This is a genomic window from Caulobacter sp. SLTY (assembly GCF_009905535.1).
Taxonomy (GTDB): Bacteria; Pseudomonadota; Alphaproteobacteria; order Caulobacterales; family Caulobacteraceae; genus Caulobacter.
This window is the reverse complement of sequence record NZ_JAAALA010000032.1, coordinates 1-24,757: the sequence shown is the minus strand read 5'-3', so window position 1 is coordinate 24,757 and position 24,757 is coordinate 1. Positions and strand designations below refer to the sequence as shown.

The 24,757-nt window shown below is 69.7% G+C and carries 23 protein-coding genes; 14 read left to right on the top strand and 9 right to left on the bottom strand.

From position 1 onward, the window contains the following. Positions 1-284: 284 nt before the first annotated feature. Positions 285-1,730: a protein adenylyltransferase SelO gene (locus GVN21_RS16525; protein ID WP_166575838.1), complete on the top strand. Its 1,446-nt coding sequence runs from the start codon at positions 285-287 to the stop codon at positions 1,728-1,730. Here GVN21_RS16525 and GVN21_RS16520 read toward each other — a convergent pair. From GVN21_RS16520 to GVN21_RS16505, 4 genes are all read right to left on the bottom strand, one after another. Then, on the bottom strand, positions 1,727-3,196 hold the full coding sequence (locus GVN21_RS16520) for a HAMP domain-containing sensor histidine kinase (protein ID WP_166575837.1): 1,470 nt from the start codon (positions 3,194-3,196) through the stop codon (positions 1,727-1,729). The two genes, GVN21_RS16525 and GVN21_RS16520, sit on opposite strands and share 4 nt — an antisense overlap. 58 nt (positions 3,197-3,254) lie before the next feature. Further along, positions 3,255-4,292, bottom strand: coding sequence for a quinone-dependent dihydroorotate dehydrogenase (locus tag GVN21_RS16515; RefSeq protein ID WP_166575836.1), 1,038 nt, complete (start codon positions 4,290-4,292; stop codon positions 3,255-3,257). Between the two features lie 196 nt (positions 4,293-4,488). Then, entirely contained in the window at positions 4,489-4,830 is a 342-nt protein-coding gene (locus GVN21_RS16510) for a DUF952 domain-containing protein (protein WP_166575835.1), read from the bottom strand. Continuing rightward, complete coding sequence (locus tag GVN21_RS16505) at positions 4,827-5,336, bottom strand: histidine phosphatase family protein (protein ID WP_166575834.1); 510 nt, start codon at positions 5,334-5,336, stop codon at positions 4,827-4,829. Before GVN21_RS16505 ends, GVN21_RS16510 begins: the two co-directional genes overlap by 4 nt. Before the next feature lie 66 nt (positions 5,337-5,402). On the opposite strand from GVN21_RS16505, the gene GVN21_RS16500 reads away from it, so the two are divergent. The 3 genes from GVN21_RS16500 to GVN21_RS16490 are packed head-to-tail and all read left to right on the top strand — an operon-like array spanning position 5,403 to position 7,911. Further along, positions 5,403-6,542: a homoserine O-acetyltransferase gene (locus tag GVN21_RS16500; protein ID WP_166575833.1), complete on the top strand. Its 1,140-nt coding sequence runs from the start codon at positions 5,403-5,405 to the stop codon at positions 6,540-6,542. Beyond that, positions 6,512-7,186 (top strand): methionine biosynthesis protein MetW, encoded by a 675-nt coding sequence (gene metW, locus GVN21_RS16495; protein ID WP_166575857.1) that lies wholly within the window; start codon positions 6,512-6,514, stop codon positions 7,184-7,186. Before GVN21_RS16500 ends, metW begins: the two co-directional genes overlap by 31 nt. Further along, positions 7,183-7,911: an endonuclease/exonuclease/phosphatase family protein gene (locus GVN21_RS16490; protein WP_166575832.1), complete on the top strand. Its 729-nt coding sequence runs from the start codon at positions 7,183-7,185 to the stop codon at positions 7,909-7,911. Before metW ends, GVN21_RS16490 begins: the two co-directional genes overlap by 4 nt. Here the strand turns inward: GVN21_RS16490 and GVN21_RS16485 are convergent. After that, entirely contained in the window at positions 7,908-9,416 is a 1,509-nt protein-coding gene (locus tag GVN21_RS16485; protein WP_166575831.1) for a phospholipase D-like domain-containing protein, read from the bottom strand. The genes GVN21_RS16490 and GVN21_RS16485 overlap by 4 nt on opposite strands. Before the next feature lie 58 nt (positions 9,417-9,474). Further along, positions 9,475-10,740: a phosphoribosylamine--glycine ligase gene (purD, locus tag GVN21_RS16480; protein ID WP_166575830.1), complete on the bottom strand. Its 1,266-nt coding sequence runs from the start codon at positions 10,738-10,740 to the stop codon at positions 9,475-9,477. 143 nt (positions 10,741-10,883) lie between these two features. On the opposite strand from purD, the gene pstC reads away from it, so the two are divergent. The 5 genes from pstC to phoB are packed head-to-tail and all read left to right on the top strand — an operon-like array spanning position 10,884 to position 15,827. Further along, the gene (gene pstC / locus GVN21_RS16475) at positions 10,884-12,320 is read left to right on the top strand and encodes a phosphate ABC transporter permease subunit PstC (protein WP_166575829.1); all 1,437 of its coding nucleotides are present in this window, start codon (positions 10,884-10,886) and stop codon (positions 12,318-12,320) included. Continuing rightward, positions 12,313-13,593 (top strand): phosphate ABC transporter permease PstA, encoded by a 1,281-nt coding sequence (pstA, locus tag GVN21_RS16470; RefSeq protein WP_166575828.1) that lies wholly within the window; start codon positions 12,313-12,315, stop codon positions 13,591-13,593. Before pstC ends, pstA begins: the two co-directional genes overlap by 8 nt. A 4-nt stretch (positions 13,594-13,597) precedes the next feature. Next, positions 13,598-14,437 carry a phosphate ABC transporter ATP-binding protein PstB gene (gene pstB / locus GVN21_RS16465; RefSeq protein WP_166575827.1) on the top strand — a complete coding sequence of 280 codons (840 nt, stop codon included), beginning with the start codon at positions 13,598-13,600 and terminating at the stop codon, positions 14,435-14,437. Positions 14,438-14,448: 11 nt separating this feature from the next. Continuing rightward, positions 14,449-15,138, top strand: coding sequence for a phosphate signaling complex protein PhoU (phoU, locus tag GVN21_RS16460; protein ID WP_166575826.1), 690 nt, complete (start codon positions 14,449-14,451; stop codon positions 15,136-15,138). After that, positions 15,135-15,827 (top strand): phosphate regulon transcriptional regulator PhoB, encoded by a 693-nt coding sequence (phoB, locus tag GVN21_RS16455; protein WP_166575825.1) that lies wholly within the window; start codon positions 15,135-15,137, stop codon positions 15,825-15,827. Before phoU ends, phoB begins: the two co-directional genes overlap by 4 nt. A 22-nt stretch (positions 15,828-15,849) precedes the next feature. Here the strand turns inward: phoB and GVN21_RS16450 are convergent, their stop codons facing one another. Continuing rightward, a complete protein-coding gene (locus tag GVN21_RS16450) occupies positions 15,850-16,521 on the bottom strand; it encodes a YggS family pyridoxal phosphate-dependent enzyme (protein ID WP_346764282.1) in 672 nt (223 codons plus the stop codon). Between GVN21_RS16450 and GVN21_RS16445 the strand changes: the two genes are divergently transcribed. Then, entirely contained in the window at positions 16,503-17,132 is a 630-nt protein-coding gene (locus GVN21_RS16445; RefSeq protein WP_166575824.1) for a thiamine phosphate synthase, read from the top strand. The genes GVN21_RS16450 and GVN21_RS16445 overlap by 19 nt on opposite strands. On the opposite strand, the gene GVN21_RS16440 is transcribed toward GVN21_RS16445, so the two are convergent. Both GVN21_RS16440 and phaZ read right to left on the bottom strand, forming a co-directional pair. Further along, complete coding sequence (locus GVN21_RS16440) at positions 17,129-17,854, bottom strand: SprT family zinc-dependent metalloprotease (RefSeq protein WP_166575823.1); 726 nt, start codon at positions 17,852-17,854, stop codon at positions 17,129-17,131. The two genes, GVN21_RS16445 and GVN21_RS16440, sit on opposite strands and share 4 nt — an antisense overlap. Positions 17,855-17,894: 40 nt before the next feature. Further along, positions 17,895-19,181 carry a polyhydroxyalkanoate depolymerase gene (gene phaZ / locus GVN21_RS16435; RefSeq protein ID WP_166575822.1) on the bottom strand — a complete coding sequence of 429 codons (1,287 nt, stop codon included), beginning with the start codon at positions 19,179-19,181 and terminating at the stop codon, positions 17,895-17,897. A 149-nt stretch (positions 19,182-19,330) separates the two neighbouring features. Between phaZ and GVN21_RS16430 the strand changes: the two genes are divergently transcribed. From GVN21_RS16430 to GVN21_RS16415, 4 genes are all read left to right on the top strand, one after another. Beyond that, a complete protein-coding gene (locus GVN21_RS16430; protein WP_166575821.1) occupies positions 19,331-19,885 on the top strand; it encodes a sigma-70 family RNA polymerase sigma factor in 555 nt (184 codons plus the stop codon). A gap of 81 nt (positions 19,886-19,966) precedes the next feature. Further along, positions 19,967-20,689 (top strand): cupin domain-containing protein, encoded by a 723-nt coding sequence (locus GVN21_RS21410; RefSeq protein ID WP_166575820.1) that lies wholly within the window; start codon positions 19,967-19,969, stop codon positions 20,687-20,689. 174 nt (positions 20,690-20,863) lie between these two features. Further along, positions 20,864-23,989 (top strand): M10 family metallopeptidase C-terminal domain-containing protein, encoded by a 3,126-nt coding sequence (locus GVN21_RS16420; RefSeq protein WP_166575819.1) that lies wholly within the window; start codon positions 20,864-20,866, stop codon positions 23,987-23,989. An 84-nt stretch (positions 23,990-24,073) separates the two neighbouring features. Further along, positions 24,074-24,757, top strand: a 684-nt coding sequence (locus tag GVN21_RS16415; RefSeq protein WP_205690131.1) for a DNA translocase FtsK 4TM domain-containing protein, incomplete at its 3' end; no start/stop codon positions are given.

Sequence of the window (24,757 nt, the reverse complement as noted above, 5' to 3'; positions counted from 1 at the left end):
GCGCGGGTGTCAGCCGCACGGGTGTTTGGGGAGGCCGACGGGACCGAGGAAGCCCTATCAACTTGACGGCGATCACCTAGGGTGAGTGAACAGGCAGGAGCAAGATTAATCCCTTGTAACACAGGGGAAAACGGCGGCCTCGTGTCGGCTATGTGACAGCACCGGCGTCAAAAAACCGCGTTATTCTGACGCGGGATTCAAAACCGCCGAATTATTGGGCGCCGCGGGGCCTGACCGACGAGTCCACGCTTGCGCCGGGCCGGTTTGCCGCCCATCGAAGCATCATGCCCGTCTCCGCCGCCTATCGCCCCGATCCGCGCTTCATGACCCTGGGGCCGGAGTTTGGCGACCCGGTTGCGCCGGCGGCGTTTCCACAGACGACCCTGCGATGGCGCCACGACCGGGCCGCCGCCACGGTCGGGCTCGATACCCTGACCGATGCCGAATGGCTGGCCCATTTCGGCCGCTTTCAGCCGTTGCCGGACAACCAGCCCGGCCCCCTGGCCATGCGCTATCACGGCCATCAGTTCCGCACCTACAATCCCGAGTTGGGCGACGGACGAGGCTTCCTGTTCGCCCAGCAGCGCGAGGCGGGGACCGATCGCCTGCTCGACCTGGCCAGCAAGGGCAGCGGCCAGACGCCATGGTCCCGGCGGGGCGACGGTCGGCTGACCCTCAAGGGCGGGGTGCGGGAGGTGCTGGCGGCCGCCATGCTGGAGGCCCTGGGGGTCCCGACCAGCCGCGCCTTCTCCCTGGTCGAGACCGGCGAGGCCCTGGAGCGCGGCGATGAGCCCAGCCCCACCCGTTCGGCGGTGCTCACCCGGCTGTCGCACAGCCACATCCGCTTCGGGACCTTTCAGCGGCAGGCCTATTTCGAGCGGGCCGACAACGTCGGGCTGCTGGTTGACCACGTGATCGACAGCTACTTCCCGCATCTCGCTGACGCGCCCGACCGGCCGGTGGCCATGCTCACCGAGACCGTGGCCCGGACCGCCCGCCTAGCGGCGCGCTGGATGACGGCGGGCTTCGTGCACGGGGTGCTGAACACCGACAACATGGTGGTGACCGGCGAGAGCTTCGACTACGGCCCTTGGCGGTTCCTGCCGAGGAACGATCCCAACTTCACGGCGGCCTATTTCGATGAAACCGGCCTCTACAGCTTCGGCCGCCAGCCGGAGGCGGCCTTCTGGAACCTGCAACAGCTGGCCGGTTGCCTGACCCTGGTGGCGGAGAGCGACGCCCTGATCGGGGCCTTGAACGGATTCGCGCCGGCCTATCGGGATGAGCTGCGGGCGGCGATGCTCGCCCGGTTGGGGGTGAAGAGCCGCGATGCCGACGCGGACCTCGACCTGGTCAACGCCGCCTTCAAGGCCATCGCCGAGGGGGCCGAGGCCCAGCGCTGGGAGCCGTTCTTCTTCGACTGGTTCGGGGGCGAGGCGTCCGAGGCCCGGGCCATGGCCGGGCCTCGGGCGGCGCTCTACGAGGCCGAGGCGTTCGTGGCGTTCCGGCGACTGCTCAGCGGTTTCGAGATGGATCGGCCGGAGCGGCTGGCGCACCCGATGTTCGCGGCGGCCGAGCCGGTGGAGATGCTGATCGACGAGGTCGAGGCGCTGTGGACGCCGATCACCGAAGCCGACGACTGGGGGCCGCTATACGCCAAGCTGGAGAAGATCGAGGCGGCGCGGGTCGCTTGGGGGCTGGCCGCTGACTTTGGGCAACGCGCCGGTTAGTCGCTGTCTTTCGGCTTGCGCGACCTCGCGTCCACCGGCGCCGGCAACCGCAGTTCGAACACCGTGCCCTCCGGACCGCTGCTGGCCAGCGTCAGATCTCCGCCGTGCGCCACCGCCAGTTCTCGCGAGATCGCCAGCCCCAGCCCCGTCCCGCCATGGCGCGCGGAGCCGGCGAACGGCTGGAACAGGTGCGCCAGCGCCCGTTCTGGCAGCCCGGGCCCGTTGTCGGCCAGGCGAAGCACGCTCGCCTCGGGCTCCCGCACGAGCGAGACCGTGATCCGGCCCCTTTCCTCCCGCGCCATGCCGGCCATCGCCTGGCGGGCGTTGCGCATCAGGTTCATCAGGATGCGGTGCAGCTGGTCGGGATCGGCCAGGAGGGTGGCTCGCGCCGGCGCCTCGATCTTCAGCTCGACGCTGTCCTTCTCCAGCGCCGCATCCTCGGCGGCGGCCTCGAGGGCGGCCTTGAGGGGCACGGGCTTGAGGTCCGGGGCCGTCTCGTTGGTTCGCCCATAGGCCAGGACGTTGGTGGCCAGGGTCACCGCCCGGTCCAGCGCCCGCTCCAGGCGGGGCAAGGCCTGGGCCACCTTGGGGTCGCCGATGGCGGCCAGGCGGTCCGAGGCGATCTGGGCGCTGGTCAGCATGTTGCGCAGGTCGTGGTTGATCTTGGCCACAGCCTCGCCCAGGGCCGCCAGCCGGGCGCGGCTGTTGAGGGCCGCCAGCAATTCCTGCTGCATCCGGTCGAGCTCGGCCTCGGCGCGGCCGATCTCGTCGCGGCGGCCGCTGGTCTCGACCCGGGCGCCGGGGTCCTCCGGGTCGGCGCGGAAGCGTTCGATGGAGCGGGTGATCCGCTGCATCGGCCGCACCAGGAAGGCGTTCAGCGACAGATAGACCGCCCCCCCGACCACGATGGCCGCGAACACAGTGACGAACAGCGCCTGCCACAGATAGCTGATCAGCTCCGCGCGCAGCGGATCGTCCGGCACGACCACATCGACCAGCTGGCTGCCGCGAATCAGCCGCGGCTCGGCGGTGACCCGGACCATCCGGCCCTTGGGCCCGAACAGGGTCTGGAAGGGGGCGGCGAACCAGGACAGCGGGTTCTGCTCGCGCAGGTGGACGGTGTAGGAGACCTCCAGGTCGCGGGGGGCGGCCAGCACCAGGCGGCGCATCTCCTCGGTCTCGATGGCCACCGACTGGACCCCGGCGCCGTCGAGCATCTGACCAGCGATCTGGGGGGTGATTCCGTCCGGCGCGGCATCGGTGGCCAGCACCACCACCTCGGCGGCGCGGATGCGGTCGAGCAGCCACTGCTCCTCAAAGCTGGCCAGGGCGGCGGGCAGGACGAAGAGGGCCGCCAGGGTGACGAACAGGCTGGTCAGAACCAGCAGGCGCGCCGATAGGCCGCCGGGCCAGAGCCATCGGCGGGTGCGGGGAGCGGTCTCCGGCGGCGGGGCGGCCTCGGCCATGGAATCAGGTGTAGGTCAGGGCCGCGCCGGGGGCAACGCGGTCGCGTGACGCGCGAGTCTAGCCGGCGCCCACGGCGTCCGCGACGGAACGGAAGCCATCCGCCTTCAGACGGGCGGCGAGGTCGCAGCGGATGTGGGTCACCAGGCCAGGGCCATCGTAGACCAGGGCGGAGTAGAGTTGCACGGCCGAGGCCCCGGCGCGGATCTTGGCGTAGGCGTCCGCCCCGCTGGTGATGCCGCCGACGCCGATCAGCACCAGGCCCCGGTCGTTGGCGGCGTGGAAGCGGGACAGGACGGCGGTGGAGCGCGCCATCAGCGGGGCGCCGGACAGTCCGCCGGCTTCCGATCCCCGTGGGTCGGTGAGGCCATCGCGCTCGATTGTGGTGTTGGAGACCACGATGCCGGCCAGGCCATGGGTGGCGCAGGCCGCCACGATCGCCTCCACCTCGCCGTCGGCCAGGTCGGGTGCAACCTTCAGGAAGATTGGGGCGGCGCCGGAAAGGGCGGCGCGAGCCTCGGCCAGGCGGCCCAGCAGCTCGGCCAGGGCGTCGGCGGTCTGAAGTGCGCGCAGGCCGGGGGTGTTGGGCGAGGAGATGTTGACGGTGAAATAGTCGGCCAGGCCCCAGAGGCGGGTGAGGCCTGTGACATAGTCGCCGATCCGGTCGGTCGCCTCCTTGTTGGCCCCGATGTTGGCGCCGACGATCCCGCGCCGAGGGCGACGCTTGAGACGGGCGGCGAAGGGCTCCAGCCCCTGGTTGTTAAAGCCCATGCGGTTGATGACCGCCCGGTCGGCGGTCAGGCGGAACAGGCGCGGGCGCGGGTTGCCGGGCTGGGCCAGGGGTGTGACCGTGCCGCATTCGACGAAACCGAAGCCGGCGCGGAGCATGGCGTCCGGAACCTCGGCGTTCTTGTCGAACCCGGCGGCCAGGCCGATGGGGCTGGGCAGGGCGAGGCCGGCCAGGGTGGTGGCCAGGAGGGGATCGCGGCGGACGGCAATGGGGCCAAGGCCGAGCTTCAGCGCCTGGATGGTGGCGGCGTGGGCGTCCTCCGGATCGAGGAGGTGGAGGGCGCGGGCGGCGATGTCGTGGGCGATCACCTGAGCCTCCCCCCCACGTAACGCGCCATCGCATGCCCTTTGGCGGCAGGCTCTTCCTGGCCCCTCTCCCACGAGGGAGAGGGCGGGGCCCGCCGCGACGCGGTGGGAGGGAGAGGGTTTACGGTGTCGGCAGCGTAGACCCTCCCCCTACCCCCTCCCTCAGGGAGGGGGGCGTCAAGAGGCCTAGTCCGAATGCTCACGCCAGATCGCCGAGCTGGATGTGGCCATCCTTGCCCAGCGGCGCGGCGCGTTCCTCGAGCGCCAGTTTTGGATCCAGCGGCCCGTACAGGTGCGGAAACAGATCGCCCCCGCGCGATGGCTCCCACTTCAGCCCGGGACCCAGGTCGTCGGCTTCGAAAGCCACCACCAGGATGTCGTCCAGCCCGGCGAAATACTTCCGCGCGGTCTCGCCCGCCTGGGCGGCCGTCGAGAAGTGGATAAACCCGTCCGTCACATCGACCGGCGAGCCCAGGAACACCCCGGCCGCCTTGGCCGCCGTCCACTCCCACCGGGGGACCAGTTTGTAGATCCGGCTCATTCGCTCGCCCCGCCGCCATGGTCGCTGGCGTGGAACAGCCCGTCGTAGGTCGGGCGGCCCGCCGCATCGAAGGTGAAGGCGGAAACGCTGGAGGTGGCGAACTTGTCCTGGGCGCGGGCCATCACCGCCGCCCCGGCTCCGCCTTGGCGCAACAGGCCGAGGGTCAGCATGTGGAGACCCGGATTGTGGCCGACGATCATCACCGTGCCTGCGCTCCTGCCCAGGGTTTCGGCCAGGTCGACGATCACTGCCTCGTCGGCGAGGTAGAGGTCTCGGCGGACCAGCAACCTGGCGCCGGGGAAGGCCGGCGAAGCGGCTTCCCAGGTTTCCTGGGTGCGGGCGGCGCTGCTGACCAGGGCCAGGTCCGGGACCAGCCCCTGGGTGGCCAGGACGCCGCCCATAATCTCGGCGTCGCGGCGGCCGCGGTCGGTCAGCCGGCGTGCAATGTCGCCGCCCGGCGCGGTGCGCTCGGCCTTGCCGTGGCGAAAGAGGATCAGCCGGTCCATGACGCCCTTCTACTCGCCCGCTCCTTGGGCGTTGACAATCCCCATTCCCGGCGGTCTTGGGAGCCGATGGATTCCGGAGGCGCGATCACGGCCGAGGACGGCGGGACCTGGGCCTTCGGCCCGGCGGCGCCGCTGCGCCTGGATTCGGGCGGTCAGCTGGCCAATGTCGAGATCGCCTGGCGCAGCTGGGGCACGCTCAACGCCGACAAATCCAATGCCGTCCTGATTTGTCACGCCCTGACCCTGGACCAGCACGTGGCTGGGACTCATCCGGTCAGCGGCAAGGAAGGCTGGTGGACCCGGCTGGTCGGGCCGGGCCGGCCGCTGGACCCGGCCGACTGGTTCATCCTCTGCTCCAACGTGGTCGGCGGCTGCATGGGCTCGACCGGTCCCGGCTCCATCGACCCGGCCACCGGCGCCCCTTACGGCCTGACATTCCCGGTGATCACCATCGGCGACATGGTGCGGGCCCAGGCCATGCTGGTCGAGGCGATGGGGATTTCGAAGCTGGCGGCGGTGGTCGGCGGCTCGATGGGCGGGATGCAGGTGCTGCAATGGGCGGCTGACTATCCCGAGCGGATCGGGGCCTGCGTCTGCGTCGCCAGCGCCGCCCGCCATTCGGCCCAGAACATCGCCCTGCACGAGGTCGGCCGCCAGGCGGTGATGGCCGACCCCGACTGGCGCGGAGGGGCCTACGCCAGGGACGGAGTGCGGCCTGAGAAGGGCCTGGCCGTGGCCCGGATGGCGGCGCACATCACCTACCTGTCCGAGGCGGCGTTGCAGCGCAAGTTTGGCCGAGAGCTGCAGAACGACGGCTTGAGCTGGGGCTTCGACGCCGACTTCCAGGTGGAGAGCTATCTGCGCCACCAGGGCGGGGCGTTCGTCAACCGGTTCGACGCCAACAGCTATCTCTACATCACCCGGGCCATGGACTATTTCGACCTGGCGGCGCCGCACGGCGGGGTGCTGGCCGAAGCCTTCCGGCCGGCGCGGAACGTGAAGTTCTGCGTGCTCAGCTTCACCTCCGACTGGCTGTACCCGACCCCGGAAAGCCGCCACATCGTCCGGGCGCTGAACGCCGCCGGGGCGCGGGCGAGCTTCCTGGAGATCGAGAGCGACAAGGGGCACGACGCCTTCCTGCTCGACGAGCCGGTGATGGATTCGGCGCTGCGAGGATTTCTGGATTCGGTGAGGACCGGGCGGTGAGGGAAGACTTCCGCGAGATCCTCCGCCTCGTCCGCCCCGGAACGCGGGTGCTCGATGTCGGCTGCGGCGAGGGCGAGTTGCTCGAACTGCTGAGCCGCGAAAAATCCGTCGATGGGCGCGGGGTGGAGTTGGAGGCCCAGAACGTCTCCGCCTGCCTGGCGCGGGGGCTGGCCGTGGTGCAGGGGGACGCCGACCGCGACCTCGACCACTTCCCGACCAAGGCCTTCGACTACGCCGTGCTCAGCCAGACCCTGCAGGCCACCCGCAACCCGCGCCATGTGCTGAGCGAGCTGTTGCGCATCGCCGACCAGGCCATCGTCAGCTTCCCCAACTTCGGCCACTGGCGGGTGCGCTGGAGCCTGCTGACCCGAGGCCGGATGCCCGAGACCCGCGCCCTGCCCGAGCCCTGGTGGTCGACGCCCAACATCCATCTCTGCAGCCTGGCCGACTTCGCCGCCCTGACCGACGACCTGGACCTTCGGGTCGATCACGCCGCCGCCCTGGTGCGCGGCCAGGCGGCGCGGCCCATCGATCCGGGCCGGGGAATCGAGAACTGGCGCGCCGAGAACGCCCTCTTCCTGCTGAGCCGCCGAGGCGCCGAACCGGAACCAACCGGTGAGCAGCGCGATCTTTTCGGGGCATGAAGCTTCGTTTGATGACCTGGAACGTCCACCGCTGCGTGGGCGTGGACAAGCGGCTGGACGTGGAACGCTGCGCGCGGGTGATCGCGGCCGCCAAGCCGGACATCGTCGGCCTGCAGGAACTGGACGTCGGCCGCCGGCGCACCGGCGGGGTGGACCAGGCCCACCGGCTGGCCCAGCTGGTGGAGATGCGCAGCCACTTCAACGCCGCCATGCATATCGAGGAGGAGCGCTACGGCGACGCCCTGATGACCCACCTGCCCGAGCGGCTGGTGCGGGCCGGGCCCCTGCCGGGCTATCCGAAAATCCGGGCGCTCGAGCCGCGCGGGGCGGTGTGGATTGCCGTGACCTTGCCCGATGGCCGCGAACTGCAGGTGATCAACACCCACCTTGGCCTCGTGCCCCAGGAGCAGAAGAAGCAGGCGACCGCCCTGGTCGGGGACTGGATGGCCGACGAGGCGTTCATAGCGCCAGCCGTGCTGATGGGCGACTTCAACGCCACCCCGTTTAACGCGCCCTACCGGATCCTGGCGGCGGCCATCCAGGATGCCCAGCTGATGTGGCCCGGGGCGCCGATGTCAACCTATCCTTCGGCCTTCCCGTTCATGCGGATCGACCATGTGTTCGTTTCGAAGGGGATCACGGTGAAGCGGGTCGAATCCCCGTTTGACCTGGAGGCCCGCAAGGCTTCGGACCACCTGCCGCTTATCGTGGATATCGAGGTCTAACCCTTCCGAGGCTTGGTCAGGGGCGGAAGGCCGTTTTCCTCCATCGCCACCTGGATGCAGTGGCGCCGCGTCCAGGGCCGCCAGGCGTCCGACGGGGCCAGGGGATCACCCAGACTCCAGCCGGCCACCAGCCGCCCCAGCCGTTCGATCGGCGTTCGATCCACCGGCAGCAGGCGGCGGGGGTGACCGTCGAGGGCGTCAATGGCCCCGGCCACCGAGCCCGTTTCGCGGATCGCTTCCTGGGTCTCCGCCAGACCCCGTCCGAAGTAGTGGCCGATCAGCAGGGTGCGGAAGGCGGCGATGGTGCGCCGGGTCTCAGCGCTCTCGGAGCTGTCGCCGGCCTCGATGACCGCGTCGACCTCGGTGTCCAGCCCGCCCGAGCGGTTGTTGAGGTTGGCCGAGCCGATGCGGAGCAGCCGGTCGTCGAAGATCGACACCTTGGAGTGGACGATGATCGGCTCGTCATGGGCCGTGCGGGCGGTGAAGGCGCGGAAGCGGTTGTGCAGGTCCGACTGCTCCAGCCGGTTGATGGCCGCGTGGCGGGCGCTGTCCATGGTCATCCGGTCGAAGAAGCTGGGACTGGAGCTCGGTCCGATGGCGATCACCTCCGGTCCGTCCGGCTCCTCCAGCCGCCGGCAGAGCGCCGAGACGATCAGCGGCGAGGCCAGGTACTGGTTCTCAAGGAAGATGGTCCGCCGCGCCTGGGCGATGCAGTCCAGGTGAAGCCGCAGGCCCTCCTTCGTTCCCTGGTGATCCTTCCAGTTGGGCTCGGTGCGGGTCAGGGCGACGTCGACCTTGACCAGGTCCTCGGCGAATCCGTCGGGCCAGACGCTTTCTTCGGCCGGCTCGGGAACCTCCAGATAGCCGCAATCGGCGCGCGTCCAGCGATCGACGAACAGCTGGCCGGCGGCCTGGGCGATCGGTCCCTCGGCCATCAGGGCGACGTCATGCCGGGCCGGATAGCGCTGGCCCCACGGCAGGCGACGGTGCGGGTCCTCGTCCAGGTGGTCGCAGGTGTCCCAGCGGTCGGCGCCCAGATCCCCGCCGCTGATGAAGCAGAGCCGGCCATCGACGATCAGCACCTTCTGGTGGTGGCAGGCGCTATTGGGCAGGGAGTTGTCCAGGCGGAACTTGACCGGAGAGCCCTTGAACGCCGCCTTGGCCCGCTGGCCCGGAAACCGCTGCGTGAAGGCCATCAGCGGCGGCATGTCCCAGGCGAGGATGCGGACATCCAGCGCCGGGTTGAGCACCGCCAGGCGCCGGAGCAGCAGACCCAGGCGGTCGGGATTGGCCGGATCCCGGCTGCGCTCGATACGGTCCGGCTCGAAGCGCGTCAGGGGATCGAACACCCAGGCCAGCAGCCAGATTGACTGCTTGGCGCTGAGCATCGCGGACTTCACAGCGGCGAAATAGTCGGCTCCGTCGACCAGAAACGAGGCGCGGTCGGCCTGGTCGATGCGCCAGCAGGTTTCGCCGGGGATCAGAAGGCTGTCTGTGCGGCTCATGAGGGTCCCGGAAGGTCTGGCGCGAGCCTAACGCAGCAAACGGCCGGTGGCTGCAACTCTACAGCGCTCGCCAGCCGATATCGCTGCGATGGAAGCCGCCGGGGAAGTCGATGGCGCCCACAGCGGCATAGGCCAGGTCCCGCGCCTCGTGCAGGGTCGCGCCCAGGGCGCAGACGTTGAGCACCCGGCCGCCGGCCGACCGCAGGGTTCCGTCCTCATCGCGCTTTGTCCCGGCGTGGAAGACCACCGCCTCGCCCCCGAAGTCGGCGCCCGCGCCGCGGATCACCGCCCCGCTGACCGGGCTGTCGGGATAGCCGTCGGCGGCCATTACCACGCACACCGCCGCCTCCTCGCGCCAGCTGGGGCCGGACAGGCGCGACAGCTGGCCTTTCGCGGCGGCCTCCAGCCATGGGAGGATGTCGTCAGCCAGCCGCAGCATGAGCACCTGGCATTCGGGGTCGCCGAAGCGGGCGTTGTACTCGACCAGCTTGGGACCTTGCTCGGTCAGCATCAGCCCCGCGTACAGCACGCCGACGTAGGGATTGCCCTCCTCGGCCATGCCGCGCACGGTCGGCGCGATGAGTTCCTCGAAGGCCTGCTGGATGAGCGCATCGGTCAGCACCGGCGCCGGGCTGTAGGTGCCCATGCCGCCGGTGTTGGGGCCCTCGTCTCCGTCATAGGCCCGCTTGTGGTCCTGCGCCTGGCCGAACAGCACCGCGCCGGTCCCGTCGCAGAGGGCGAACAGCGACGCCTCCTCGCCGACCATGAATTCCTCGATCACCACCCGCGCCCCGGCCGAGCCAAACCGGCCGCCCAGCATGTCGAGCACCGCCGCGTCGGCCTCGGCGCGATCCTGGGCGATCACCACGCCCTTGCCGGCCGCCAGGCCGTCGGCCTTGATCACGAAAGGCGCCGTCAGGCTGTCGAGGAAACCGGAGGCCGCCTCCGTGTCCTCGAACACGCGGTACGCGGCCGTGGGCAGGCCGTGCCGCTGGCAGAAGTCCTTGGTGAAGGCCTTGGAGGTTTCCAGCCGGGCCGCCGACCGGCTCGGCCCGAAACAGGCGATCCCCGCCTCGGCCAGCGCATCGGCCAGCCCCGCCTCCAGCGCCACCTCGGGACCGACCACCACCAGGTCGGCGGCGATCTCCCGCGCCAGGCTCAGCAGCCCGGCCACGTCGTCGGCTTTCACCGCCCGCGTTTCGCAGAGGTCGGCGATGCCGGGATTGCCCGGGGCGGCGACCAGCCGGGTCAGCATGGGCGACTGGACGATCTTCCAGGCCAGCGCATGCTCGCGCCCGCCGAATCCGACGAGGAGGACGTTCATACGGCGCGGTGTCGCTTGAAGCGGCCCCGCCGGTCAACCGCCCTCACTGTCACCAAGTTGTCACTGAAATGTCGTGTAAGGCCAGCAATGGCCGGGCATGGGAGCCTCACGCGCGGCCTTGGCGCACGATTCTCCGGAATGTCATGAGTTTCACCCTCGCCTTCGCCCTGCTCCTGGCCTTCTCGGTCGGAGTCTGGTGGCTGGGCCGCCGCCGCGCCTCGGCGCTGGCCGGCGGCGAGCGGCTGCATTCGCTGCCCGGCTACTACGGAACCTGGGTGGCGCTGTGGACCGGGATTCCGGCCGCCCTGATCCTTCTGCTGTTCCTCACCGCCGGCCCGCGCCTGGGCGAGGCGCTGATCGCCGCCGATCCGCCGGCCGCCGTCGCCAGCCTGCCGTCCGAGACGGCCCAGGCCTTCTGGAACGACGCCCAGTCCCTGGCCAGGGGCGAGCCGACCACCGCCATCCAATGGACGCCCGAACAGCGCGCCGCCCTCGAACAGAAGGCCGAGCAGGCGCGGCAGTACAACGGCTTCTCCGCCTTCGCCGCCCTGGCCCTGGCCGGGGTGCTGGCGCTGGGCGGCTTCCTGCTGGCCTGGCCGCGCATCTCGCCGACCCTGCGCGCCCGCAACCAGGTCGAGGGCTGGATCAACATCGCCCTGATGGCCTGCTCGGCCATCGCCGTGCTGACCACGATCGGCATTGTCGCCAGCCTGCTCTACGAGGCGATGCGTTTCTTCGCCTCCGTTCCCCCGCTCGACTTCCTGTTCGGCCTGCAGTGGCAGCCGCAGATCGCCATGCGCGAGGACCAGGTGGCCGCCAAGGGCGCCTTCGGGGCCGTGCCGCTGTTCGCCGGCACGTTCCTGGTGATGATCGTGGCCATGTGCGTGGCCGCGCCCGTCGGGCTGTTCTGCGCCATCTACCTGTCGGAATACGCCGGCCGCACCACGCGGGGCGTCATCAAGCCGCTGCTGGAGATCCTCGCCGGGGTGCCGACCGTGGTCTACGGCTTCTTCGCGGCGCTGACCGTCGGGCCGCTGTTCCGCGGCTTCTTCAACTGGATCGGCAGCTGGCTGGCCGAGGGCCCGCTGGACCCGCTCGGCCAGTACCTTATGGCCGTTCAGAACGAGATGGCCCTGACCGCCGGGGTGGTGATGGGCATCATGCTGATCCCCTACATCTCCAGCCTCTCCGACGACATTATCAACGCCGTGCCCCAGTCCCTGCGCGACGGCAGCTACGCCATGGGCGCCACCAAGTCGGAGACGGTGAAGCGGGTCATCCTGCCCGCCGCCCTGCCCGGCGTCATGGGCGCCATGCTGCTGGCCATCAGCCGGGCCGTGGGCGAGACGATGATCGTCACCATGGCCGCCGGCAGCCAGGCCCGGATCACCGCCAACCCGCTGGACTCCGTGACCACCGTCACCCGCCAGATGGTCGAACTGCTCACCGGCGACCAGGAGTTCGACAGCCCCCGCACCTTGGCCGCCTTTGGCCTGGGCTTGACGCTGTTCGGCGTCACCCTGGTGCTCAACATCATCGCCCTGCGCATCGTGCAGAAGTACCGGCAGGCCTATGACTGACGCCCGCAACCTTCCCTCCAGGGACCTCTCCGAGAAGCGGCTGAAGCAGCGCCACGCCGCCGAGGCCCGTTTCAAGCTCTATGGCCAGCTGGCGATCGTCATTGCCCTGGGCTTCCTGGTCGTCCTGCTCGCCCGGGTGGTCCAGCAGGGCTACACGGTGTTCTGGACCCACTCGATCACCACCAGCGTCTACCTCGACCCGGCCCGCATCGACCGCGCCGACCTCGAGGGCAACAATTTCGACTACCTCGCCGCCCAGAACCTGTTGAAGCGCCTGAAGGTGCAGGACGACGCCCTCGGCCTGGCCTCGGGCGAGGCCATGGACCTGGTCTCCCGCGATCTCGGCTACCGCATCCTGGGCGCCATCAAGGACGACCCCAAGGTCATCGGCACGACCCTGACCTTCACGGTCCCGGTCAAGGCCAACGCCGACCTCTACTACAAGGGCGAGATCGAGCGCTCGACTCCAGAAACCGACCGCAAGCTCTCCAACCGCCAGCTCGACTGGCTCGACCGGCTGGAAGCCGAGGGCCTGGTCAGGTCGCACTTCAACAGCGACTTCTTCACCAACTCCGACTCCACCGAGCCGGAACAGGCCGGGGTGCTGGGGGCGGTCGTCGGCTCGGCCCTGATGCTGCTGGTCGCCGCCTTTATCGCCGTGCCGGTGGGGGTGCTGGCGGCCGTCTGGCTGGAAGAGTTCGCCCCGCGCGGCCGGCTCAGCGGCTTTATCGAGGTCAACATCAACAACCTCGCCGCCGTGCCCTCCATCGTCTACGGCCTGCTGGGCCTCGTTCTCTTCATCAACTGGCTGGGCTTTCCCCGCTCGGCTCCGCTGACCGGCGGTCTGGTGCTGGCCCTGATGAGCCTGCCGACGATCATCATCGCGACCCGCGCGGCGCTGAAGGCCGTGCCGCCCTCGATCCGCGAAGCGGCGCTGGGCATGGGCGCCAGCCGCACCCAGACCGTCTTCCACCACGTCCTGCCCCAGGCCGCGCCGGGGGTGATGACCGGCATCATCCTCTCCCTCGCCCATGCCCTGGGCGAGACCGCCCCGCTGCTGATGATCGGAATGGTCGCCTTCACCCCGGGCCTGCCCGAAAGCCTGGCCAGCGCCGCCAGCGTGCTGCCCGTACAGGTGTTCATCTGGGAAAACGCCGCCGAGGCGGCCTTCCATGAGCGCACCGCCGGGGCCATCATCGTGCTGCTGGTCTTCATGATCCTGATGAATGCGACGGCCGTGATCCTGCGCCGCCGCTTCGAGAAGAGGTGGTAGCTTCATGGCCGCCGAAGGAAATCCTTTGCCCCACGACACCCAGCTCCGCCCCCCGGCGGTGGCCGCCCACACCCCTGTCGCCAACGCCGGGGTGAAGATCCACTGCCAGGGCGTCAGCGCCTTCTATGGCGACAAACAGGCGCTTCACGACATCAGCATCGACATCCCCGACCGGGCGGTGACCGCCTTCATCGGCCCGTCCGGCTGTGGCAAGTCGACCTTCCTGCGCTGCATCAACCGGATGAACGACACCATTCCGGGGGCCCGCGTCACCGGCCGCATCGAGATCGACGGCGAGGACGTCAACGCGCGCTCCGTCGACCCGGTGGTGCTGCGCTCGCGCGTCGGCATGGTGTTCCAGAAGCCCAACCCCTTCCCCAAGTCGATCTTCGAGAACGTCGCCTACGGCCCCCGCATCCACGGCCTGGCCAATGGCAAGGCCGAGCTGGAAGCCATCGTCGAGGCCTCGCTGAAGAAGGCCGGCCTGTGGGACGAGGTGTCCGACCGGCTGCACCAGTCGGGCTCCAGCCTGTCGGGCGGACAGCAGCAACGCCTGGTCATCGCCCGCGCCATCGCCGTGCAGCCCCGCGTCATCCTGATGGACGAGCCCTGCTCGGCGCTCGACCCGATCGCCACCGCCCGGATCGAGGAACTGATCGACGAGCTGCGCCGACAGTACTGCATCGTGATCGTGACCCACTCGATGGCCCAGGCCGCGCGGGTGTCGCAACGCACCGCCTTCTTCCACCTCGGCCAGCTGGTCGAGCAGGGCTCGACCGAGGACATCTTCACCAACCCCCGGGAAAAACGCACCCAGGACTACATCACCGGCCGCTTCGGCTGAGGTTCCCCCCCATGCAACAGCACATCGTCACCTCCTACGAGGAAGAACTGAACCACCTGACCGCCGAGGTGGCCCGCATGGGCGGCCTCGCCGAAGCCCAGGTGGCCGACGCGGTCAACGCCTTCGCCCGCCGCGACGTGGCCCTGGCCGCCCAGATCGTCGAGCGCGACGTTCGGTTGGACGCCCTGGAGCTGGAGATCGAGCGGGCCGCCATCCGGCTGATCGCCCTTCGCCAGCCGATGGCGGTGGACCTGCGCCGCACCGTGGCGGCGATGAAGATCGCTTCCAACCTCGAGCGCTGCGGGGACCTGGCCAAGAACATCGCCAAACGCTCCCTGGTCCTGGCCGAGACCGACCCGGCCGGCCCGGTCACCCGCAGCATCGAGCGCATGGGCAAGCTGGTCTCCAGCCGGCTGAAGGACGTGCTCGACGCCTACACCTCCAGCGAGCTGGAGGCCGCCACCTCGGTCTGGACCCGCGACGACGAGGTCGACGAACACTACGAGAGCCTGTTCCGCGAACTGCTGACCTACATGATGGGCGATCCCCGCACGATCACGCCGGGCGCCCACCTGCTGTTCGTCGCCAAGAACCTCGAGCGGATCGGCGACCACGCCACCAACATCGCCGAGATCGTCCATTACGAGATCACCGGCGAAGACCTGCCCGACCAGCGCCCCAAGGGTGAGACCCTGACATGAGCACGCCCACGATCGTCATTGCCGAGGATGAAGACGCCCTGGCGACCCTGCTGCAGTACAACCTCGAGAAGGAGGGCTATCGGGTGGCCGTCGCCGGCGACGGCGAGGAGGCCCTGATCGTCATCGACGAGGCCAAGCCCGACCTGCTGCTGCTCGACTGGATGCTGCCCAAGGTCAGCGGCATCGAGGTCTGCCGGCGGCTGCGCCAGAAGACCGAGACCCGCAACCTGCCGGTCCTGATGCTGACCGCCCGCGGCGAAGAGAGCGACCGCATCCGCGGCCTCGACACCGGCGCGGACGACTATGTGGTCAAACCCTTCTCGATGACCGAACTGCTGGCCCGCATCCGCGCCGTCCTGCGCCGCATCCGCCCGGGTCTGGCCGACGACCGCCTGGCCCACGGCGACATCCTGGTCGACCGCGTCGCCCACCGGGTGAAGCGCGACGGCCGCGAGGTCCACCTCGGCCCCACCGAGTTCCGCCTCCTCGATCACCTGATCCAGCATCCTGGCCGCGTGTTCAGCCGCGAACAGCTCCTCGACGCCGTCTGGGGCTCCGACGTCTACGTCGAGGCCCGCACCGTGGATGTCCACATCGGCCGCCTGCGCAAGGCGCTGAACACAGGCAAGGAAATCGATCCCATCCGCACGGTGCGTTCGGCGGGCTACTCGCTCGACATGGAACGCTGAACCAGCGGCCAGCCCGCCCCGCCTACCGCGCTCCGAACAGGGCGGTCCCCACCCGCACGCTGGTCGCGCCGAACCGCACCGCCGTCTCATAGTCGCCGCTCATCCCCATGCTGAGCTTGGCCACCCCGTTTCGCGCGGCGATCTGGCGCAGCAGGGCGAAATGCAGGCCGGCCGGCTCGGTCTCCGGCGGGATGCACATCAGCCCCTCGACCGTCAGGCCGTATCGCTCGCGGCAGGCCGCGATGAACCCGTCCGCCTCGCCTGGCGCGATCCCCGCCTTCTGGACCTCCTCGCCGGTGTTGACCTGGACGTAGAGCCGAACCGCCCGCCCGCTGCGCGCCATCTCCTCGGCCAGCACCGCCGCCAGCTTTTCCCGATCGACCGTCTCGATGACGTCGAACAGGGCCACCGCCTCCCGCGCCTTGTTGCTCTGCAACGGCCCGATCAGCCGAAGCTCGACCCCCTCGCGTCGCCCGTCCACCCAGCGCCCGGCCGCCTCCTGCACCCGGTTCTCGCCGAACACCCGCTGGCCGGCGGCCAGCATGGCGTCGATCTTCTCTTGCGGCTGCTGCTTGGAGACCGCCACAAGGGCGATATCGTCCGTCTCCCGCCCGGCGGCGCGGGCGGCGGTGGCGATCCGCTCCAGCACGGCGCGGCGGTTATCGGCGATGGAGGATGGTTCTGTCCGGGTCACGATCCAGTCTCGAAGCTGTGGCGGCGGCGGCCCGTGACCTACGCCCCCGTGACCTACCCTTACAGGTGGCGGCGGAAAAGCCCCTGCCGCGCCTGCTGTTCCTGACCGACCCGGTCCGCACCCCCGATCCGGTCGCGGTCGCCGAGCGGCTGACGCCGGAGGTGGCGGTGATCTACCGGGCCTTTGGAGCGCCGGACGCCATCGAGACCGGCCGCCGCCTGGCCGCCGTCGCCGGCGCCAGGGGCCTGATCCTGCTGGCCGGCGCCGACCCGCAGTTGGCCGAGGCCATCGGCGCCCACGGCCTGCATCTCCCCGAACGTCTGGCGCATGGGCTGGCCGAGCTGCGCGCCGCCCACCCGGGCTGGATCCTCACCGCCGCCGCCCACGGCCCGGTCGGCGACAGCGCCGCCGACGCGGTGCTGGTCTCCCCGGTCTTTCCAAGCAACAGCCTCTCGGCCGGCGCGCCGCTTGGAGTGGAAGGCTTCAGCCGGATTGTCGAAGGGGCGAGCGTCCCCGTCTATGCGCTGGGCGGCGTCACGGCCGCGACCGCGCCCTTGCTGGCCGATACCGGCGCGGCGGGGTTCGCCGGGATCGAGGCCTTCCTCGCCTAACGTCCGAAGGCGTGCAGCCCCGTCCCGTGCGCCCGCAGCCACGCGCGATGCGGCCCAGGCGGTCCGAAGATGCGATCGACCAGTGTCCAGAACCTCGGCCCATGGTTGGCCTCGATCAGGTGGGCGCATTCGTGGGCGGCGACATAGTCGGCCACCGCCAACGGGGCCAGGGCCAGCCGCCAACTGTAGCGGATCGAGGCGGGCTTCGCGATGCGGGCCGGGGTGCAGCTGCCCCAGCGGGCCTTGGCGTCGACCACGCTGACGCTGGGGACCGGAACCCCCAGCATGTCGGCGTACCCCGCCGTGAGCTCGGTGAAGCGGCGCTTGGCCTCGGCCTTGACCAGCCGCACCACCCGGTCGGCGAAGGCGGCGTCGTCTGGGGCGGAGATGGTCCCCGCCTCAAGGTCGATCCGCGCCCGGCCGGGGCGCGCGACCAGGTCGAACGGTCGTCCGAACAGCTCTACCGTCATCCCCGGCGACACCGGCCGGGGGGCCGGCAGGTCGGCCAGCTGGGCCTCGATCCAGCCGATCCGCTCGCGGGCGAAGGCCACCGCCTCGCTCAGCCGCTTGGCGGTCGGCGCCGTGGCCACCACCTCGCGCCGGGTCCGGTCGACCCGCAGGGAGATGCGCCTGGCCCGGGCGTTGACCGACAGCCGCAGCACATGGCCGGCGGCCTCCAGCCGGTCGCCATGCGAATAGGCGGGTGGACGAAAGAGACTCATCGCCTCTTCGATTAATCCGTAACCGCCGCTTCGGAAACGATCATTTCGCAATCTGGAAGGACGGCCCGGTCGCACTGGCGAAATCAGGGTCCACCCGGCGAATGAAGGCGGCCAGGCGCGGATAGATCTCATCCCGGAACCGCCGACCGTTGAACACCCCGTAGTGGCCGACGCCCGGCTGGACGTAGAGCTCCTTCAGATCCTCGGGGATGTTCTGGCACAGGCCATGCGCCGCCTGGGTTTGGCCGACGCCGGAGATGTCGTCCAGCTCGCCCTCGACGGTCATCAGGGCGATGTCGGTGATCTTGCCCGGATCGACCGGCCGCCCGCGATGGGTCAGCTCGCCCTTGGGCAGCAGGTATTTCTGGAACACGATATCGACCGTCTGGAGATAGAACTCCTCGGTCAGGTCCAGGACAGACAGATACTCGTCGTAGAACACCCGGTGCTTGTCGGCGCTGTCCTCGTCGCCGACCACCAGTTGTTCGAAATAGCGTTGGTGGGCGTCCTGGTGCTTTTCCAGGTTCATCGACATGAAGGACGCCAGTTGCACGAAGCCCGGATAGACCCGCCGCATGACGCCGGGATGCGGCGGCGGCACGGTGTGGATCATGTTCGATTGGAACCAGGTGAAGGGCCGTTCCTCGGCCAGCTTGTTGGTCACCGTCGGCGACAGGCGGGCATCGATGGGCGAGCCCATGAAGGTCATGCTGCGCGGGCGGTTGGGATCGTTGTCCGCGGCCATCAGGGCGGCGGCCGCGAGGACGGGCGGTCCCGGCTGGCAGACGGCGACCACATGGGCCCGCGCCCCCATCACCCCCAGCATCGAGCGGATGTGGTCGATATAGTCGTGGAAGTCGAAGCGGCCTTCCATCATCGGCACGTCGCGGGCGTTCGACCAGTCGGTGACGAAGACGGCGTGGTGCGGGATCAGCGCCTCGACCGTGCCGCGCAGCAGGGTGGCGTAGTGGCCGCTGAGCGGCGCCACCAGCAGGACCGCCGGGTCCAGCTGCAGCTTCCCGGCCCGGCGCATGTCGGCCATGTCGCGGTCGAACTGGATCAGCCGGCACCAGGGGCTTTCCCAGACCACCTGCTGGCGCACCCGCACCTCGACCCCGTTGACCTCGCACGTGTCGATGCCCCAGTCCGGCCGGCCATAGCGGCGGGTGACGTTGGCGTAGAGGTCGCTGGCGGCATAGAGGCTGCGGCCCAGCGTCGAGTCGCGGGCCGGGTTCAGCGGCGACGACCAGAAGTCCCGCGTCGCCCGAGCCAGCGCCCGCATGGGGGTGGAGGCGTAGTAGGTGGCTTCCTGCAGGGAATAGAGCATTGGCGTCCGACCTGTTTTGCAGTGCAGCATAACACGCATCCACTTAACGAAGTCCAGCGCCAAAGGCTGCGGCCGGTTGCCCATGTCGGCGACCGGTGGTGTATGGTCCCCTCTGGAGAAAGGAAGCGGCGAACGTGCGGGATGGGCTTTTGTCAGCAGGGGCGGACCCCTACGCGGCCCTTGTCCTGGCCATCGCCGAGCGGGGCGACCGGGCCGCCTTTCGCCAGCTGTTCGATCACTATGCACCCCGGGTAAAGGGCTATCTCGTCCGCCTGGGCCTCGACGGCGCCCGCTCCGAGGAACTGGCCCAGGAGGTGCTGGTCACCGTCTGGCGGAAGGCCGCCAGCTTCGATTCGCGCCGGGCCTCGGTCTCGACCTGGATCTTCCGCATCGCCCGCAACCGGCGCATCGACATCTACCGCCGCGACCGCACCGCCGACATCGATGGCGAGGACCCGGCCCTCAAACCGCCCGAGGCCGTCAGCCCCCACGAAGAGGTCAATGCCGGCCAGCAGCAGCGTCGCATCGCCGCCGCCCTGCTGGACCTGCCCGAGGAGCAGCGCGACCTGGTTCGCCGCGCCTTCTATGACGATCTCAGCCACAGCGAGATCGCCGAGGCCACCGGTCTGGCGCTCGGAACCGTCAAGTCACGGCTGCGGCTGGCTTTCGGAAAGCTGCGCGCCCTGCTGGAGGAACCGGCATGACCTGCGACGCCGCGCCGCGCCTTGACGAAGGTTCCCCCCGATCCATATCGCCTTTCCGTGATCAACAAGGCTCTCATTGACGTGACTGTCGACCCCCACATCGACGTTTTCGCCGACCGGCTGCGGGACGCCCCCGACGCCGGCCTCAAGCTGCTGGCCTCGGCCGCCGCCGCGGTGCGCGACGAGCGCCCGGCCGCCAACGAGACCTGGGCCGGCGCTTTCCTGGAAGACGAGGCCCCGGTGGCCCTGGCCAGCGGCGCGGACGCCGCCCTGGCCCGCATCGACGCGCTTGCCGACCTGGACGCTGCTCTCGCCGATCGGCGCGCGACCCTGCCGAAAGCCGCCCCATCCCAGGCGGCGCTGCCGCAGGTGGCGCGCGGCGCCGCCAAGGGTCTTACCGAACTCAACGCCCTGCCCGATCCCGTGCGCGAGGCGGCCTTCTCCGCCATCATGGCCGGAGGCCACTTCGGTTTCGCCGGCTTTGGCATTCGCCGCCTGGCGATCCCGATGGACACGCCCCTGCCCGGCGGGGGCCATGTCGACCTGCTGCGCATCGAGCCCGGCGCGGGCGTGGCCACCCACGATCACGAGGGCGAGGAATTCACCCTGGTCCTGACCGGCGCCTTCGATGACGGCCACGCCACCTACGGGCCCGGCGACATCAACGTCGGCCTGCCCGGCTTCAAGCACGAGCCCAAGGCTCTGCCTGGCGATGTCTGCTTCGCCTTGGCGGTGTCCTATGGCTCGGCGAAGTTCGACGGCTCCATCGGCCTGTTGCAGAGACTGACCGGCTTCGGGAACTAGCGGCCAGCCGCCTTCTTCCGACTTGCAATCCCCATATTCGCCCCCCGCACGAGGGTGACCCATTTTCGGTAACGCCGTCGTTCTGGTTTTCGCCGGAGACGGCTAGATGACGAGGGTCCCGCTGCGGGGACCCCGCGCTGCGCCGTCGCCGCCGGGTAGCGAGGGGGCGAACCTATGGCTGATTCCGACAACGCCAATCCGGCAATCCTTGACCTCAGCAACCTGCAACCGGGGGACGGGGTGGTCGTCACCGGCTTCCGGGACTACGCCTATGTCGGGCGCGGTTTCGCCGCCGGGGATGTGAACGGCGACGGCTTCATCGACCTGGTGATCGGCGCCTGGCAGGAGCCTCCCTACGATCGCCGTGGCGCTGTCTATGTGGTGTTCGGGACCGCCGACGGTATTCCCACCGGTGTCGATCTCAACAGCCTCGATCCGAGTCAGGGCTTCAGCATCCGGGGCGCTGAGGCGGGCCACGCAATCGGCGAAGAAATAGCGGTCGCCGACATCGACGGGGATGGTGACGCCGACATCCTAATTGGCGCCCGCGGCGCCAACCCGGGACTCAACAATCTGCCCTATGGCGCCGTCTATGTCGTTTTCGGTGGCGACACCCCCCAACAGCCCATCGAGCTGTCGACCCTGACCGCCAGCCAAGGCTTCCGGATGCAGGGCGCGGTTTACAACGCCCAGTTGGGCACGGCCGTTCGATCAGCCGGGGACGTCAATGCCGACGGCATCGAAGACTTCATCCTCGGGGCGCACAACGCCCTGTCCAGGACAGGCGCCAGCTATGTCGTCTTCGGCTCCGCAACGGGCTTTCCCCTCGATTTCGATCTCTCGACCCTCGACGGTTCCGACGGCTTCACGCTGGTCGGCGAGGCTGACAGCCGCGCCGGCTATTCGGTAGCCTCGGCGGGCGACGTCAACGGGGATGGCATCGACGATCTGATCATCGGCGCGATTACCGGCGGCGATCAGCAGGCCGGGTCCTGGGCCGTCTACGGTGTCGGCGCCAGCTATGTCGTGTTCGGCAGCGATAACGGCTTCGCGGCCACCATCAACCTTGCCGACCTCGACGGCTCCGACGGTTTCAGGGTGACTGGCGGCAGCATCGGCGACCACGTCGGCCGCCGGGTCTCGGCCGCCGGTGATGTCAATGGCGACGGCATCGGCGACGTGATCATCGGCGCGCCGCTCCGCGGCAATCAGCTCGGAAGCGCCTATGTCGTGCTGGGATCACGCGATGGTTTCGCCCCGGACATCGATATCGCCGACTTCGACGGAACCGATGGTTTCCGCATCACTGGCGAGGCCATGTACGGCCGCATCGGCTGGAGCGTGTCTTCGGCGGGGGATTTCAACGGCGACGGGCTGGACGACCTGCTGATCAGCACGCCCTATGACCATACCATCGGCTATGGCAGCGGCGCCGCCTTCATCGTCTTTGGGCGGAGCCAGTTCGATGCGGATATCGACCTGTCTGCAATCGACGGCACAAATGGATTACGCCTCCATGCCGCTGCGAGCAGCTGGTTCGGCATCGCCGCCGGGGCGGCGGGGGATGTCAACGGGGACGGCTTCGACGACATCATGGTCGGGGCGCTGTTCGATGACGGGGGGGGCTACAACGCGGGCGCGGTGTACCTGATCTACGGCCGGCCGACGGCGGGCGCCAGCGTGGTCGAGACCGGCACCAGTGGGGCGGACGACTATCTTGGCGGCGACGCGGACGACAGCCTGAGCGGCGCTGGCGGGGACGACATCCTCAACGGGGGCCTGGGCGCCGACAGCATGATCGGCGGGACCGGCAATGACACCTACCATGTCGACAACCTGGGCGACACGGCGGACGAGACGGGTGGCGACGGGGTCGACACGGTCATCTCGACCATCGACTGGACCCTCGACAGCGGCCTCGAGAACCTGACCTTCACGGGAACGGCCAACCTCGGTGGCGCCGGAAACGCGCTGGCCAACGTGCTGACCGGCAATGACGGGGCCAACACCCTCGACGGCGGGGACGGGGCCGACAAGCTCTACGGCGGGCTGGGAGCGGACGACCTGATCGGCGGCGCGGGTGGCGACCTGCTGGACGGAGGCCTCGGGGCCGACGCGATGGCCGGCGGTCTGGGTGACGACACCTATGTCGTCGACGATTTCGGCGATGTGGTTTCCGAAGCCGGCGGCGGCGGGTCCGACCGGGTCCGGGCGAGCGTCGGTTTCATCCTCGGCGCCGACTTCGAGAATCTGCAGCTGACCGGTACGGGCAACATCAGCGGCACGGGCAACAGCCTGAACAATCAGATCGACGGCAACAGCGGCAACAACATCCTGAACGGCGAGGGCGGCAACGACATCATCCGCGGCAACGGCGGCCTGGACGACATGGGCGGCGCCGACGGCAACGACCAGCTGCTGGGCGGTGACGGAAACGACACCCTCTACGGCGGCGACGCCAGCGACATCCTGCAGGGCAATGCCGACGACGATTTCCTCTACGGCGGCGCCGGGATCGACACGCTCGAAGGCGGAACCGGCCTGGATGTGCTCTACGGCGAAAACGGCAACGACAAGCTGCTCGGCGGCGACGGAGACGACCAGCTGTTCGGCGGGGCCGACAATGACCAGCTCACGGGCGGGCTCGGCGTCGACAGGCTCGAAGGCGGTTCCGGGGACGACACCTACATCGTCGACGACAACTCCGACACCCTGGTCGAGAACGCCGGCGGCGGCAACGACATCGTGAGGACAACGATCGACTGGACGCTGGCCGATCACTTCGAGCGGCTGATCCTCGAGGGCCCGGGCGACATCGATGGAACCGGCAACGGGTTGGTCAACCAGATCACCGGCAACGGCGGTGCCAACGTCATCGACGGGGCGGGCGGAAACGACACTCTGAACGGCGGACTGGGCAACGACATCCTGATCGGCGGAACCGGGGGCGACATCCTGATCGGCGGCGGCGGGAACGATGTCTTCCTGATCCGCCAGGAGTCGGCGTTCACCAGCGCCGCCCCCGGCGGTCGCGCCATCGAGACCGACACGATCAGCGACTACGTCATCGGCCAGGACCGCATCGACCTGTCCGACATCGACGCCATCGCGGGCACTGTGGGAATCGACGACGCCTTCAGCATCGTTTCGGCCTTCGACGGCGTCGCCGGCCGGATGACTCTGACCTTCGCCGGCGGGATCACGACCCTGCAGCTTGATGTCGATGGCGACCGATCCGCCGACTACCGTCTGCGGATCAACGGCGATGTGCGGGGCGATACGGCGGGTTGGGCGCTTTAGTCGCGTGCCGGGTTGAGGTGGTAAATCGCCCCTTAACCCTCTGACGTCACAACGGACCCCTAACCAGACTGGGGTGCGATTGGGATGGCCAAGGCGGCGCGGCGTTCGGGCGCGGAACTGCTTCTGGAGGCGGGTGCGATCGCCTGGGGCCTGCCTGGCGCGGCGCGGCTGCGCGGGGGGCTGACGGCCGCCGCCGGCGCGGGGCTGGCCGTGGCCCTGGCCACCTACAATCCCGCCGATCCCAGCCTCAACGCCGCCGGCGCCGGAGCCGCAACCAACGCCCTGGGCGGCGGCGGGGCGGTGATCGCCGACCTGGCCATGCAGTCGCTGGGCCTGGGGGCCTGGCTGACCGCCGTGTTGATGACCGCCTTCGGGATGAGCCGGGTGCTGGACGTCGAGCCAGACCGCAATCGCGCGGCCCTGCGCCGCCGGGCGGCGGTGGCGGCGCTGGGCGTGCTGCTGCTGTCGGCGGCCGTGGCGGCCCCGCCGCCGCCGGCCGCCTGGCCGCTGGCGCTGGGTCTGGGCGGGCTGTGGGGCCAGGGCCTGTTCGGCCTGGTCCGCGACCTGCTGGAATTTGTGCGCCTGCCCGGCGCGGCCCTGTTCGCCGGCCTGGCGCTGGCGGCCGGGGGGTTCACCGCCGTGGTCTGGTCGCTCAGCCTGCAGCGGCTGGCCGCCGGCTTCGACGCCGAGGCCCTGGCCCGGCTGATCCAGCCCCGGCCAAAGGAGCCGCCCCCGGCCGCTGCCGCCCCGGCCCGCAAGCCCGCCGGC